This window comes from Pseudomonas cichorii, assembly GCF_018343775.1.
In the GTDB taxonomy this organism is placed as follows: domain Bacteria; phylum Pseudomonadota; class Gammaproteobacteria; order Pseudomonadales; family Pseudomonadaceae; genus Aquipseudomonas; species Aquipseudomonas cichorii.
This window is the reverse complement of record NZ_CP074349.1, coordinates 2,252,770-2,266,766: the sequence shown is the minus strand read 5'-3', so window position 1 is coordinate 2,266,766 and position 13,997 is coordinate 2,252,770. Positions and strand designations below refer to the sequence as shown.

Annotated in this window: 12 protein-coding genes; 6 read left to right on the top strand and 6 right to left on the bottom strand. The window is 57.8% G+C overall.

Going from position 1 to position 13,997, the window contains the following annotated elements; genetic code table 11:
* Both KGD89_RS10115 and KGD89_RS10110 read left to right on the top strand, forming a co-directional pair.
* Positions 1 to 2,124 carry an HlyD family efflux transporter periplasmic adaptor subunit gene (locus KGD89_RS10115; protein ID WP_025259665.1) on the top strand — a complete coding sequence of 708 codons (2,124 nt, stop codon included), beginning with the start codon at positions 1 to 3 and terminating at the stop codon, positions 2,122 to 2,124.
* 85 nt (positions 2,125 to 2,209) lie between these two features.
* Entirely contained in the window at positions 2,210 to 2,800 is a 591-nt protein-coding gene (locus KGD89_RS10110; protein WP_025259664.1) for a biliverdin-producing heme oxygenase, read from the top strand.
* 76 nt (positions 2,801 to 2,876) lie between these two features.
* Here the strand turns inward: KGD89_RS10110 and KGD89_RS10105 are convergent, their stop codons facing one another.
* Positions 2,877 to 3,191, bottom strand: coding sequence for a hypothetical protein (locus KGD89_RS10105; RefSeq protein WP_143008680.1), 315 nt, complete (start codon positions 3,189 to 3,191; stop codon positions 2,877 to 2,879).
* A gap of 16 nt (positions 3,192 to 3,207) precedes the next feature.
* Entirely contained in the window at positions 3,208 to 4,122 is a 915-nt protein-coding gene (locus KGD89_RS10100) for a LysR substrate-binding domain-containing protein (protein ID WP_025259663.1), read from the bottom strand.
* A 228-nt stretch (positions 4,123 to 4,350) separates the two neighbouring features.
* On the opposite strand from KGD89_RS10100, the gene KGD89_RS10095 reads away from it, so the two are divergent.
* Both KGD89_RS10095 and KGD89_RS10090 read left to right on the top strand, forming a co-directional pair.
* On the top strand, positions 4,351 to 5,646 hold the full coding sequence (locus KGD89_RS10095) for a dicarboxylate/amino acid:cation symporter (protein ID WP_025259662.1): 1,296 nt from the start codon (positions 4,351 to 4,353) through the stop codon (positions 5,644 to 5,646).
* An 11-nt stretch (positions 5,647 to 5,657) separates the two neighbouring features.
* Positions 5,658 to 7,154, top strand: a complete 1,497-nt coding sequence (locus KGD89_RS10090; protein WP_025259661.1) for a cysteate racemase — start codon at positions 5,658 to 5,660, stop codon at positions 7,152 to 7,154.
* Positions 7,155 to 7,233: 79 nt separating this feature from the next.
* On the opposite strand, the gene KGD89_RS10085 is transcribed toward KGD89_RS10090, so the two are convergent.
* Positions 7,234 to 7,887: a hypothetical protein gene (locus KGD89_RS10085; RefSeq protein WP_143008681.1), complete on the bottom strand. Its 654-nt coding sequence runs from the start codon at positions 7,885 to 7,887 to the stop codon at positions 7,234 to 7,236.
* A 321-nt stretch (positions 7,888 to 8,208) separates the two neighbouring features.
* Between KGD89_RS10085 and KGD89_RS10080 the strand changes: the two genes are divergently transcribed.
* Both KGD89_RS10080 and KGD89_RS10075 read left to right on the top strand, forming a co-directional pair.
* Positions 8,209 to 10,329 carry a TonB-dependent siderophore receptor gene (locus KGD89_RS10080; RefSeq protein ID WP_025259659.1) on the top strand — a complete coding sequence of 707 codons (2,121 nt, stop codon included), beginning with the start codon at positions 8,209 to 8,211 and terminating at the stop codon, positions 10,327 to 10,329.
* A 19-nt stretch (positions 10,330 to 10,348) separates the two neighbouring features.
* Positions 10,349 to 11,077, top strand: coding sequence for a DUF4198 domain-containing protein (locus KGD89_RS10075; protein WP_025259658.1), 729 nt, complete (start codon positions 10,349 to 10,351; stop codon positions 11,075 to 11,077).
* Between the two features lie 48 nt (positions 11,078 to 11,125).
* Here KGD89_RS10075 and KGD89_RS10070 read toward each other — a convergent pair whose 3' ends face one another.
* The 3 genes from KGD89_RS10070 to folE2 form a co-directional block, all read right to left on the bottom strand.
* The gene (locus tag KGD89_RS10070) at positions 11,126 to 12,292 is read right to left on the bottom strand and encodes a DUF1624 domain-containing protein (RefSeq protein ID WP_025259657.1); all 1,167 of its coding nucleotides are present in this window, start codon (positions 12,290 to 12,292) and stop codon (positions 11,126 to 11,128) included.
* A 127-nt stretch (positions 12,293 to 12,419) separates the two neighbouring features.
* Positions 12,420 to 12,980: a gamma carbonic anhydrase family protein gene (locus KGD89_RS10065; RefSeq protein ID WP_025259656.1), complete on the bottom strand. Its 561-nt coding sequence runs from the start codon at positions 12,978 to 12,980 to the stop codon at positions 12,420 to 12,422.
* An 11-nt stretch (positions 12,981 to 12,991) separates the two neighbouring features.
* Positions 12,992 to 13,897 (bottom strand): GTP cyclohydrolase FolE2, encoded by a 906-nt coding sequence (gene folE2 / locus KGD89_RS10060; RefSeq protein ID WP_025259655.1) that lies wholly within the window; start codon positions 13,895 to 13,897, stop codon positions 12,992 to 12,994.
* Positions 13,898 to 13,997 lie beyond the last annotated feature (100 nt).

The window sequence follows — 13,997 nt, the reverse complement described above, 5'->3', positions numbered from 1 at the left end:
ATGCACAGCCCTTCAAGCATGGACCTGCCACAACTGCGCCAGGAACTGAAACTGCATCGCGGCCCAAGACTGCGCGACGGCTCGCCCAGCTGGACCCTTGAAGACCCTGCTCGCGGGCAGTTCTTCCGGCTTGGCTGGGCCGAAGTGGAAATGCTGGCCCGCTGGGAAACCGGCAACAGCCAAAAGGTGCTGGATGCGGTCAACACCCAGACATCCCTGACCCTGGATATTCAGGACATCAAAGGCTTTGCGGCGTTTCTCGGCAACCTGCAACTGGTCCAGGTCCAAGGGCCGGAAGGCAACGACAGGCTGCTCAAGATCAGCCAGCAGAACAAACATGGCTGGGCCGGCTGGCTAATGCACAACTACCTGTTCGTGCGTATTCCGCTGGTCAATCCCGATGCGTTTCTGGAGCGTACATTGCCGTGGGTGCGACCGTTGATGAGTCGCGGCTTTGCCCTTCTGACATTGATGGCAGCCCTGACCGGACTGATCCTGGTTGCCCGTCAGTGGGACGTCTTCGTGCATACCTTCCTGCACTTCTTCAGCCTTGAAGGCGCGCTGCTGGCAGCCATGACCCTGGGTTGTACCAAGGTGCTTCACGAACTGGGACATGCTTACACCTGCAAGCGTTTCGGTTGCAGGGTAGCCAGTATGGGCGTGGCCTTGCTGGTGATGTGGCCGGTGCTGTACACCGACACCACCGGGGCCTGGCGCCTGACTGCACGCCGCCAGCGCCTGGCGATTGGCGCGGCAGGCATGCTGGTGGAGCTGTCACTGGCCGCCTGGGCGACCCTGCTCTGGAGTTTCTTGCCTGACGGCCCGTTGCGCAGTGCGGCCTTCATGCTGGCGACCACCACCTGGATTCTGACCCTGGCCATCAACCTAAGTCCCTTGATGCGTTTCGATGGCTACTTTCTGCTGTCCGATGCGCTGGACGTTCCCAATCTGCAAAGCCGTGGTTTTGCGCTGGCCCGCTGGCGTCTGCGCGAGTGGCTGTTCGGCCTGGACGACCCGCGCCCGGAAGTGTTCGAGCCGTGGCTGGAACGTACGCTGCTGCTCTACGCCTTCGGCACCTGGATCTACCGCTTTTTCCTGTTTTTGGGCATTGCCCTGCTGGTCTATCACTTCGCATTCAAGTTGCTGGGGCTGCTGCTGTTCGCCGTCGAGATCGGCGTTTTTATCCTGATGCCGATCTTTCGCGAGTTGCAACACTGGGCCGGACGCCGCAAGGACTACCGCATGAACCGCAATACCCTGATCACCTGCGCTGTACTCGCTGCTCTGCTACTGGGCGTCTGCCTGCCATGGCGCAGCAGCGTCCAGGCTCCGGCGCTATTGCGCGCCAGCCAGCAGGCACCCTTGCTGGTGCCCAACGGTGCCCGGCTGCAAAGCATCAATGTGCGGCCCGGTCAGATTATCGAGCGCGATCAACCGATGTTTCGCCTTGAAGCACCGACGCTGACTCATGAACTGAGCAACCTTGAACTCCAGATCAAGACCCTGAGCTGGCAACTGAGCTTCCAGCGCATGGACAAGGACGCCGCCACCCGCTTGCCGGTGGTGCAGCGTGAACTCGACACCGCTCAGGAGCGCTACAACGCCTTGCGCAGCCAGATCGATCAATTGCAGATTCGTGCACCCTTCGACGGCACCCTTGTCGATATGGCCGAGCCCCTGGCTGTCGGCCAATGGCTGCCGCCCGGAGAATGGCTGGCGACCCTCGCCGCGCCGGGCAGCGCATTGATCGAGGCTTTCGTCAGTGAACAGGACATGCACCGCATCGCCGCAGACAATCGCGCCTGGTTCTACCCCGAGGACTTGTCTCGTCCGCGCATCGAGCTGCTGGTAACCCGAGTCGAGCAAACCGCCGTGCGCAAACTGGCTTCGGCTCCCGAACTGGCTTCGGATTATCAGGGCGGCATCGCCACCCGTCTGAACAAGGAACACGAACCCGTCCCGGAACAGGCGGTGTATCGGGTTCTGCTGCAACCGCGCGGAGCATCGCAGAACATCGAACAGGTCCTCAGAGGCAGCGTCAGCATCGACGCCGAGACGCGCAGCCCGCTGCTTTACGCCTGGCAGAATGTGGTCGCCGTATTGATTCGCGAAGCCGCATTCTGACCTTAACAACTCTTAATGGACCCGCGATTGTTGGCAACTGACGCGGACTCTATCGTGCATTTCTACTTTCACGCTGGAGTCCGACATGTCCACCGCCACCCTTGCAGAACCGCTATCACGCGCCAAACGACTGAAAGCCGGGACTCATACCGAACACGACAACATCAACGATCTGGTCATGCGCAACGCGCCCTTTCAGAGCATTGAAAACTACGGCAACTTCCTGCGCCTGCAACATGGTTTTCATGGTGCGCTGCAACCGGTCTACCTCAATGAAAACCTGAACGAATTGCTGCCAGGCCTGAGCCAGCTCGACCGCTTCCCGGCCGTCGAAGCGGACCTGAACGATCTGCAGATCCCCACGCCGCACACCCCGGCACCGGCCGCCATCGGCTCGGTCTATCATGCACTGGGCTGGCTGTATTGCAGCGAAGGCTCGAACCTGGGCGCTGCCATCCTGTTCAAACACACTCGCCAGCTCGACCTGAACGAAACCCACGGCGCCCGCCACCTTGCCGCCCACGAAGACGGCCGCGCCCTGCACTGGCGCGCCTTCGTCCAGCAACTGGATGCACTGGAACTGACTGAAGAACAGGACAAGGAAGTGATTGCCGGGGCACGGGCGGCGTTTGATTTCTATCGTGACCGGTTGCAGCAGGTGTATGGCGTGGTTTGATCGTCTTCGCGAATGAATTCGCTCCTTGAGTGAGCGAATTCATTCGCAAAGCGCACTCATGAAAGACTGCATTTCACTATCGATTTTTGATCGACTCGATAACCGCCTCGGTGATATCCAGCACGACCTTTTTCTCGTTGTACACGATGCTGGAGTCGCTACCCACTACCCGTTCGTACTTTTGCGAGCGGGCATAGTTTTCTATCGCATCGTCAGCCGCCTGCTCGATTTTCTTCCGGATATTCATATCGAATTGCCGTCTTTTTTCTTCTACTGCTTCCATGCCTGCAAGCCGGACACGCAAGTCCGAAACCAGTTGATCACCTTCTGCAATCCGTGAGCAACATTGGGCAGAAATTGGGGAGTTTCCATTAGCGATACGCTTAGCCATCATTTGCTCACAGCATTTACTGATTCAGCCGCGAAGCCCCTTCCAGCGTTTTCCAGAGTTTGCGCATGGTCGGGTTCTGATTGGCTATCGCGCAGTAAGAACGGATTTCCAGACGAGTACTCCACTCTTCGCCACCGGCTCTTACCAGTAACCCTCGTTCAAGCTCGTCAACAACCGCGCTTTGTGGCAACCAGGCCACGCCGTAGCCTTCGATGGCCATGCGCATCAGGAGCATGGCCATGTCCGCTTCGTAGCAGCGCTCCAGATTGAGGGGAGTCGGGCCATTCTTGGTGACGATATCAGCGACACGCCCCAGAAACGTCGTTGCGGTGTAGGCAAGGTGCGGGACGGGTTTTGCGGCGCTGCCCGGCAAGCGGTACAACGGCTGGCCTTTCTTGTCCGGGGCGCACAAGGGGATGAAAGCGTCATGCCCCAAGGCCAGGCTGCCGAAGCGTTCGGCATTCAGCATGATGGGCGCAAGGGGATGGTGGTAGACGATCATCAGGTCGCAACTGCCCTCCTCCAGAGCAATCACGGCATCATGGATGTTGGCGGCGACAACCCGTGCGTTGAATTGCTCGTTCTGTTGCTGAAACTGCGAAAGCCACTTGGGCAGAAACGTCATCGACAGGCTGTGCCCGGCCGTGACCTGAATGGAACGCCCAGGCATGCGTTCCACTTCGCGCAAGGTTGAGCGCAGCCTCAGCAAGCCTGCCAACACTTCACGGCTCTCTTCACAGAAGGCGCTTCCGGCAGCGGTAAGTCGCACGGGATAGGTGCCACGGTCAACCAGCTCGACGCCCACCCACTCTTCAAGTGAGCGAATCCGTCGCGACAGGGCCGATTGGGTCACGCAACGAACTTCGGCCGCACGGGAAAAGTTTTTCCATTCGGCGATAGCCAGAAGATCGTCCAGCCATTTGATTTGCATACCCGCATCTCCCGCTGTGAGAGGTGCATTTTACGTCGACTTCGCAGCCCTATCGCTGCCATTTGAGCAACTATTCCAAAAACGCATGGGTTTAGCATGATTACTCATCATCGCTGACAAGCGCTTCCCTAGAATCGCCGCTAGCACCAGGGCCACAAGAGCCATTGGGCGAATCTGATTGGTCTCCTGCCGGATAAAAAAATCAAAAAACCACTTGAGGACAGCTTCGTGAAGAAAAACAGACTTCCACGGCAAATCGCCATTGGTATTGCACTGGGCGTGCTGGTGGGTTGGGCGTGTCACCATTTCGCAGGGAACGAGCAGAATGCCAGGCAGATTGCTTCGTACTTTTCGATGATCACCGATATTTTCCTGCGCATGATCAAGATGATCATCGCACCGCTGGTATTCGCCACGCTGGTCGGCGGCATTGCCAGCCTGGGGAACTCACGATCGGTCGGGCGCATCGGCATGCGCGCCATGGCCTGGTTCGTGACCGCTTCGGTGATCTCGCTGACAATCGGCATGGGGCTGGTCAACCTGTTTCAGCCCGGAGCCGGGCTCAATATGGACGTCACCCAGCATGCGACGGCGGCGGTGCCGGTCAATACCGGCGACTTCAGCCTCAAGGTGTTCATCAGCCACGTGTTTCCCCGCAGCATTGCCGAGGCCATGGCCAATAACGAGATTCTGCAGATCGTGGTGTTCTCACTGTTCTTCGGCTTTGCGCTGGCTGGCGTCAAGCGCGCCGGTTACACACGGATCACCGACACCATCGATGAGCTGGCCAAGGTGATGTTCAAGATCACCGATTACGTCATGGCCCTGGCACCAATCGGTGTGTTTGCGGCCATCGCTTCGGCGATCACGACTCAGGGGCTGGGTCTGCTGGTCGATTACGGCAAGCTGATCGCCGAGTTCTATCTGGGGATTGCGGTCCTTTGGGGCGTGCTGTTCGGTGCTGGCTATCTGTTCCTCGGGCGTTCCGTTTTCACGCTGGGCAAGCTGATTCGCGAACCCATTCTGCTGGCGTTTTCGACAGCCAGCAGCGAATCCGCCTACCCGAAAACCATGGAAGCCCTGGAGAAATTCGGTGCGCCCAAGCGGGTGTCCAGTTTCGTATTGCCGCTGGGGTATTCGTTCAACCTCGATGGTTCGATGATGTACCAGGCCTTCGCCATCATGTTCATCGCCCAGGCCTACAACATTGACCTGAGCTTCACCCAGCAACTGTTGATCCTGTTGACGCTGATGATCACCAGCAAAGGCATGGCAGGCGTGGCACGTGCTTCGGTGGTCGTGGTCGCCGCAACCCTGCCGATGTTCAACCTGCCGGAAGCCGGGCTGCTGTTGATCATCGGCATCGACCAGTTTCTGGACATGGCGCGTACCGCCACCAACGTCGTGGGCAACAGCATCGCCACAGCCGTGGTCGCGAAATCCGAGCCACACGAAGAGCCCGATGAAACAGCGGATAACGCAGATGTACACGCCCAACCCGGACACCCGGTTTCGGTCGCCTGAGGAGCAGGGTCATGAAGAGAAAATCCAGGTCGGCCAGCAAGGGTGCCTTTGTTCGCAAGCTGGGTATTGTTGGAGGGCTGGGCTCGCTGGCCGGTGGTGACCTCTTCTACAAGCTGGTCAAATCCAGGGCGGTGCTTGAGGATCAGGGCCGCTACCACTTCCTGTTCGAGCAGCACCCGTTCAAGGACGTGCGGCTGCCGCTGGACAAGGAAGCCAACATGACGTCGCGCAAGTTCTATGTGTTCCAGGTGTGCAAGTCGTTCGAGGAAAGCGGTGTCGATGCGGTGATGCTTCCCTGCTTTGCCAGCCATACGTTCCGCGCCGAAATTCAGGAGGAACTGGGCATTCCGGTGCTGGACATGATGCAGGCGCTGGTACGGCACATTCGTCTCAGGATCAAACCCGGAACGACGCTGGGCGTGATTGCTTCGGATTTCGTCGCTCATTCAGGGCTGTTCGAGCGGTATCTGGGCCAGGATTTCAGGATCGTTTACCCCGATCCAGAAGCGCAGTCTGCGCTGATGGACGCGATGTACGGCGTTAACGGCATCAAGGACGGCCACCTTGAAGGCGCGCCTCTGAAAACGGTCCATGAGGCGTGTCTCTCCTTGCAGGCGCAAGGGGCTGCGGTGGTGCTCCCCGGTATGACGGAGCTATCACTGGTTTGCCCAGAGCTTCAGCGCCGCGGGGTATCGGTTCTGGATATCAACGAAATCTACGCCAGCTTTGCGACGCTGGAAAAAGGCCAGTCTGCACGCCCGCCTTTCAAACTTGGCATCGTAGGCGGCGTAGGGCCTGCCGCCACCGTGGACTTCATGGGCAAAGTGGTTGCCCATACTCCAGCGGGAAAGGATCAGGAACACATCAAGATGGTGGTCGAGCAGAATCCGCAGATCCCTGATCGCACCGCCAGCTTGCTGCATGACGAAACCGACCCGACCATGGCGATGTACGCAACCTGCAAACGCCTGGAAAGCGCTGGTGCAAACGCCATCGCAATCCCCTGCAACACCGCTCACGCTTTTGTCGGACGCATCCAGCCTCATTTGCGGGTACCCATCGTCAACATGCTGACCGAAACGGTGGAGTGGATCGTGCAGCAATACGGCTCAGGCAAGAACGTCGGCCTCCTGGCCACGTCCGGTACGGTTCAAAGTCAGGTCTACCACGAAGCGGCAAACCGCGCAGGGCTACAGATCATCACGCCGGGGCTCGATTACCAGCACATGGTCATGGAAGCCATCTACGGCGAGCGCGGCATCAAGGCCGGATTCACGGAGGGTCTCTGCAAGGAGCAATTGCTGCTGGCGGCGGAGCACCTGTGTGAACTGGGCGCTGAAGTGTTGATTCTCGGCTGCACGGAATTGCCATTGGTACTCGCCCACAGCGAGGTGTTTCAGATAAAGGATCACACCGTCGCGCTGGTCGATCCCACAACGATTCTTGCGTTGAAATGCATTGAGTTGGCGGGTGAACAGCCGGTCAGGGTAAAGATCGATGCGGCTTGAAAAGTGAAACGTAAAGGGCGCCTCACAAGCGCCCTCTGGATGAATTGAGTGCTGACTTCAACCGACCTTTTTTTGGGAATCAGGCGTCATGAAGCAAGCTATAAATGCTTTTGATCCGGGATATCTCATCAATGTCAATCTTGAGGTTTATCGAAGAAAGCTGGCGCTGATACAGAGCAATGAATGTATTCAGTTTAAGTTTTTGCACGTCGATGGCCGATTTCGAGTAGGTCATTACCAACAGGCCATTTAACTCTTTCTTCACCTCCCCTGAAAAATTCACCTTCTGATTCCACAGGTGGATATCAAGCCTTATGAGCGCATTATGCTCAGCGTAGACAATGTAATATTCTTCGGTATTTCCAAAGGCTGGCGAATTCCCCAGAAAGCCGGACACGATGTTTGTCACCATGGCATTGATAGCTTTCTTACCCCCGCTCCCCACGCCCGGAGATATTTTTTCCATCAGTGGCTCGACGGTATTTTTTATCGTATCGCCTTCGATCCTTGTCACTGCAAATACCCTGGAGTCTGTTTCCAGAATGCTTTCAATGGGGACTTGAGCATTGTCCGTGGTTCCCGACACACGCAAGTCAGAAGCCGTTTTGATCTTGAAATAATCGGCCTTTGCTTCACTGAGTTGCACCAGAAGCTCCAAGTGCTCTCTGACAACGGGCTCGGCGTCAGACCCCTCTGTTTTCACAAACGAGCGCAGCGAATACAACGTACTCATAAAATCACCCCAATAGAGTTTCTGCAGGTACACACGGCCAGGAGTCAGCCCTCTTCTGCTCTCAAAACAGCTTGGCCAATATAAATACAAGTGGATCAACTGAACATCCTTACCACTGACGATGCACTCCCCACCTCCAGCGCAGATCAGGATTTCCTCATCGCAGACATCGGTGGGACCTGCGTGATCGGTCCTCGCTGCCGGCAAGCCATGGCGACGGGCATCGGCAGAGCAAAAAATTTACATCCAGTTACATTCACACTCAGTAATAATTCTCAATGGAGATGTTATATTGTATCGATAACTATCAGGAAGTCCTCCATGTCGTCTCGTAAAATCGCGTCTCTGACCAGCCTGGCAATCGGAGTGCTGGGCAATGTCAGTTTCGCTGAAGAACTGCCGCAAACCCTCGAACTGGACAGCGTCAACATTTCCTCCGATTACCACTATGAGACGGCCACCAGCCCGGTTCAGGGTTATCGGGCCACGCGCTCGGCAACGGCGACCAAGACCGACACCGCCATCAAGGACATTCCGCAATCCATCAGCGTGGTTCCGGCCTCGGTACTCAAGGACCTGGGCAGCAACAGTGTCGAACGCGCCCTGGACTATGCCGGTGGTGTGTCGAAGCAGAATAACTTCGGCGGTCTGACCCTTTACGAGTACAGCATTCGCGGCTTTACCACTTCCGAGTTCTACAAGGATGGCTTCAGCGCCAACCGTGGTTACCCGACGACGCCGGACACCGCCAATATAGAGCGTATCGAGGTCTTGAAAGGCCCGGCGGCCAGCCTGTATGGCCGTGGCGATCCCGGCGGTACGGTCAATATCGTGACCAAGAAGCCGCAACGCGAGGCGTTCACCACGCTGCAAACCAGTGCTGGCAGTTGGGATCGTTATCGCACGGCGCTGGACGTAAACACGCCTCTGGATGAAGAAGGCAATGTCCTGTCGCGGGTCAATCTGGCGGTCGAGGACAACAACAGTTTCCGCGATCACGTCGAGAGCAATCGCGTGTTCGTGGCCCCGTCTTTCAGTTGGCAGTTGAATCCCGACACCAGCCTGTTGGTGGAAACCGAGTTCGTACGCCACAAGTCCACTTTCGACCGTGGCATCGTCGCGCCGAACAACAAGTGGAGCGGCATGTCCCGTTCCACCTTTCTGGGCGAGCCGGACGACGATATCGATAACGACAACAACATGATTCAGGTCGCGCTGGATCATCACCTCAATGATGCCTGGTCGCTGCGTCTGGCCAGCCATTACAAGGAAGGCGAACTGTCGGGCTACGCCAGTGAATCCCGGGCGCTGAGCGCCAACTCGCAAACCGTCAACCGCCGCTATCGCGAACGCGACATGAACTGGCATGACAGCATCACCCAACTGGAACTGCGCGGCCGTTTCGACGCCGTGGGGCTGGAGCATGAGGTGCTGATCGGCACCGAATACGAGAACTACCGCAAGAACGAGCGGGTTACCAATATTGGCGGCAGCAACTATGCCATCAATATCTACAACCCGGTCTATGGCCAGGCCAAACCCAATGGTGCCCGCACCGGTACGGACTTCTTCGAGCATGTCGAAAGCCGAGCCCTGAACCTGCAGGATCAGATCGTTTTCACCGACAAGTTGCGCGGCATGATCGGTGCTCGCTACGAGCATTTCGATCAGCAGATCGATGACTACACCCCTACCGCAACCAACCCGACCTCAAGACAGCGCCATGACGCCTTCACCCAGCGCGCCGGCCTGCTGTATCAACTGACGCCACAAGTCGGCCTGTTCGCCAACGCCTCGACCTCATTCAAACCCAATAACGGTCTGGATGCCTCAGGTAAAACCTTCGATCCGGAAGAAGGTGTCGGTTACGAGATCGGGATCAAGAGCGAGCTGTTCGACGATCGCTTGAGCACCACCCTCGCCGCCTTCCATATCGAGAAGGAAAACGTGCTGGCCCTCGATCCTTCCACCGACAGCAACCGTGCCATCGGTGAGGCTCGCAGTCAGGGCGTGGATCTGCAACTGACGGGTCAAGTCACCGATGCCATCCGTGTGATCGGGGCCTTTGCCTATATCGATGCCGAAGTGACCAAGGGTGACCGGACCATTCCGACCGGCAGCCGGATTCTCGGTGTCGCCAAGCGCAGTGGCAGCCTGCTGGGCGTTTATGAATTCCAGGAAGGCGTATTGCGAGGCTCTGATGTGGGCGCCGCGTTCACCTATGTCGGGGATCGCTCCGGCGAAGCCGGGACCCGTTTCGAGCTGCCGGCTTACCATACCGTAGACCTGCTCGCCCATTACAAGGCCACTGAGAACGTGACCGTTGGCCTGAACCTCAACAACCTGTTTGACGAGAAATACTTCGAGCGCTCCTACAGCAATTACTGGGTCGCACCGGGCGAGCCACGTAACTTCACTGTCAGCCTGACCCTCAACCTCTGACCGGAAAAAAGGACGCATCATGATTTGCAAACCATCAGTTCTGGCCTTGAGCCTGCTGGGCGCCCTTTTCGCGGGCCATGCGAGCGCTCACGGTCTGTGGACCGAACAGCGTCGCGGCAATATCGAAGTGGTCTACGGCCATGGCGCAGAAGACAACGCCTTCAAGGCGCAAAAGGTCAGCGGAGCCTGGGCCTATGATCTTGCTGGCCGGAGGGTTCCGGTCACGGTGCAGCGTCTGGACGACCATGCACGCCTGCACCCCCTGAAGCCGGTGGCGGTGATGTCTGTCGCGCTGGACAACGGCATGTGGACCAGAAACAAGGACAAGAAGTGGATCAACGAAGGCCGCAGCAAAGTACCGGGCGGCACCGAGTCGATCCATACCTTCAAGTACAGCCTGGCGATTTATGAGGAAGGCGCTCGCCTGCCGTCATTCGACAAACTGAAGTTCGTGATCGTGCCTCAGGTCGACCCGCTGACAGTCGGGCCGGGCAAACCGTTGCCGGTGCGTGTGCTGGTGGATGGCAAGCCTGCGGCGGGTATCAAGCTGTTCGGGGATTACCGCAGCGCTCCGGACGTGGTGAGTGCCGAAACCGATGCTGAAGGTCGCGCCAATGTAGTCGTGCGTAACGAGGGATTGAATGTGATTGCCGCCGAAGTCACGCTGCCGGTCAGCAACGATGCCGATATCGAAGCGCGAGGCCTGTTTACCTCGCTGACCTTCGTGGGGGAAGCGCATCACGATTGATGCAACAAAATCTGCAGGAGCGGACAAGTCCGCTCCTGCAGGTCGGCGTTACAGGTATTTCAACCAGGTAATATCACGCCGCCGCGCTTTCAGCCCCGCAAACCAGCGCACTGCCGGGAACAACACCACCGCCAGCAGCACTGAACTCAGCCATACGCCCCACATCGCATCGAAACCGAAGTAATCGCCCTGATTCTTGCCCCAGATCGCTACAGCAATCAGGTACAGGAACTTCAGCACATACAGGTGCAGCAAGTAGAAGAACATCGGTGCTGCGCCCAGGGTCACCAGCGGTTTCAACCAGCCCTTATCCTGAATACGCTCGAACCAGATCAGCACCAGCAGGCCAACGCCCAGTGTCAGGCTGATGAACAGCAGTGACGGCGGGTATTTGGTGATATTGAAAAAGCTCATCAGCGTCTGCACGCCGGTTTCACCAACGCTCCAGGGCTTTTCGCCATAGCCGTTGATGACGCGCAGGACCATGAAACCCACCAGCGCGCCCAGCCCCCAGACCAGCAAGCGAGTACGGCGCGCAACAGCATCCATAGCCGACGAAAACCAGGGGCCGGCGGCATAGCCCAGAGCGATGACACCGATCCAGGGCAGCAACGGATAAGAGGTGCGCAAACGCAGGGTGTCACTGACTTCGATCCAGCCGCGATCATGCAGAATCGCCCACGGAATATGCATGGCCGACTCGACACCGAAATGCAGCGAGTCCAGCAGGTTATGCCCGGCAACGATTACCAGCCCGATCACCACCAGCGCCCAGCGCGGCAGAAACACCATCACCGACAAGGCAACCATGCTCAGACCGATAGCCCAGATGACTTGAAGGTAAATAATGGTGGGCGGGAATTTGAAGGTCCAGGCGAAGCTGACCAGCGTGAACTCCAGGGCAATCAGGAACAGGCCGCGCTTGAGCAGAAAGGCCGAAACGTCAGTTCTGCCACTGTACTTTTCGCCATACAGATAGGCCGAAAGCCCGGTCAACAGCACGAACAAGGGCGCACACACGTGGGCCAGCAAGCGGCTGAAGAACAGTTCCGGCGCAGTCGTGGCGACATCCATCGGATCACTGACCTGACGGTGCAGGAAGAAGGTTTCCCGCACATGGTCCAGCAACATGAAAAGAATGATCAACCCGCGCAGGGCGTCGATCGATCGCAACCGTGAGGACGGCGCAGGAGTCGAGGGAACAGCTGTTGTCATGGAAGGTTCTTGTCCGTTGAGGGCTGTAACAGGTGCATGATGCTTCAAACGTGCGGGCAAGCCTCGCTCACACAAAACGCCGGGCGCATTGTGCCGCAGTCAGGCTTGCCCATGACAGTGCCATATTTCAGAACTCGTTCTGCAAGGCCTTGTAGCCGCGAACCAGATCGATATTGGTGTGTGCCACATCTTCCGAGAACTCCGAGGCCGAAATACTCACCGGCGGGAACTGCGAAAGATCGGTGTTCGGGCCGATGCGGGTGGTGGACGGCACGTAGAAACTTTCCGGCAGATCGCGACCATCCACCACCGAGTTATGGCGCACGACACTGCCATTCCCCACCTGACAGTTGAACAGCACGCTGTTGAAGCCGACGAAAACCCGGTCGCCCACCGTGCAGGGGCCGTGGACGATGGAGCGGTGAGCAATGGACGTATATTCGCCGATGGTCACTGCCGCACCGGACTTGGAGTGGATCACCACGCCATCCTGAATATTGGAATTGGCACCGATGATGATCGGGTCCATATCGCCATTGGCGTTGACCTCGTCGGCCCGGATCACGGCATAGGGACCGACAAAGACGTTGTCCTTGATGATGACCTTGCCGCAGATGATCGCGGTTTTATCGATATAGGCTGACTCGGCAATGACCGGCAGATGGCCGGAAGGGTTCTTGCGGATCACGGTGGTAGTCCTCAGGACGTATAGTTGGAGGTATAGGCCACGGCATCGTGGGGGTGCAGGCTTTCCAGGTGACGCACGCTGACACTGGATGCGGCAAACAGCCCTTCCAGTGCCTGCTGGATCTTGCGTGCAGCGTCTTCGACGTACATCAGATTCTGGCCATTGAGCCGGGCAAAGGCCTGCTCGTCGGCGCGTTTGACGGCAGTTTGCACCGGAGTGCCCAGGGCGCTTTCGGTGGCATCGATCAATGCCATCAGGCCAAGCGCGGTGGCCTGCTCCGAGATGCGTACCTGAACCGTTGCCACACTGCGCTGGCTATGAGGTGTTGCGAAGGAAGCATTTTCACGCAGCCAGACCGCCGCATGAGCAGGACTCAATGCTTCCTGACCGGCAAAGCGCGCCAGAAACGCCTCTTCCACCAACTGGCGCGACAAGGCTGCCGAACACGGGCAGGTCGAGGAATACGTGACATCCACCGAGGCATCGAGGGATAACCGCCCTCCTGCCCAGACCGCACTCAATGTCACTGGATAGGATTTCCAGCCACTCAGGCCTGGGGTTTTCAATGCCGGTCGGCGACACAACAGATTGAAATTCACCTTGAGCCGGGCGCGGCTGGAATGGCAATCGGCATGGCTGGTGACCATGGCTTCAAGCAGCGCCGCCAGGGTGCCAGGAATGAATGGCTGATGTTCGGCAAAGCTGTCGAGCAAGGTATAAAGGCGCGACATATGAATACCCTTGACGCCGGGATCCGCCAGGTCGACCTGCAGATCCACATAGGCATGTATCGGATGCGCCACACCGGGTTCGCCCAACTGAATCGGGACTTCGACACCTTGCATGCCTACCCAGTCAAGGGGAATCAGGACTTTGGAAACTTCCGTCAGGGCAACGTCAGGGAGGGGGTTATTCATTTCTGTAGTTCATCTCGTTGGCCTGCTCCGCCACCACGGGCGAAGCATGATGTAAGCGATATGGGCAACGTTCTACGCCAGCCAATATTGATACACTATA

Excerpts from the sequence above, each read along its gene's own strand:
- KGD89_RS10100 (WP_025259663.1), bottom strand. The coding sequence starts at position 4,122 with ATGCAAATCAAATGGCTGGACGATCTTCTGGCTATCGCCGAATGGAAA.
- folE2 (WP_025259655.1), bottom strand. The coding sequence starts at position 13,897 with ATGAATAACCCCCTCCCTGACGTTGCCCTGACGGAAGTTTCCAAAGTC.
- KGD89_RS10085 (WP_143008681.1), bottom strand. The coding sequence starts at position 7,887 with ATGAGTACGTTGTATTCGCTGCGCTCGTTTGTGAAAACAGAGGGGTCT.
- KGD89_RS10070 (WP_025259657.1), bottom strand. The coding sequence starts at position 12,292 with ATGACAACAGCTGTTCCCTCGACTCCTGCGCCGTCCTCACGGTTGCGA.
- KGD89_RS10110 (WP_025259664.1), top strand. The coding sequence starts at position 2,210 with ATGTCCACCGCCACCCTTGCAGAACCGCTATCACGCGCCAAACGACTG.
- KGD89_RS10115 (WP_025259665.1), top strand. The coding sequence starts at position 1 with ATGCACAGCCCTTCAAGCATGGACCTGCCACAACTGCGCCAGGAACTG.
- KGD89_RS10090 (WP_025259661.1), top strand. The coding sequence starts at position 5,658 with ATGAAGAGAAAATCCAGGTCGGCCAGCAAGGGTGCCTTTGTTCGCAAG.
- KGD89_RS10080 (WP_025259659.1), top strand. The coding sequence starts at position 8,209 with ATGTCGTCTCGTAAAATCGCGTCTCTGACCAGCCTGGCAATCGGAGTG.
- KGD89_RS10075 (WP_025259658.1), top strand. The coding sequence starts at position 10,349 with ATGATTTGCAAACCATCAGTTCTGGCCTTGAGCCTGCTGGGCGCCCTT.
- KGD89_RS10105 (WP_143008680.1), bottom strand. The coding sequence starts at position 3,191 with ATGGCTAAGCGTATCGCTAATGGAAACTCCCCAATTTCTGCCCAATGT.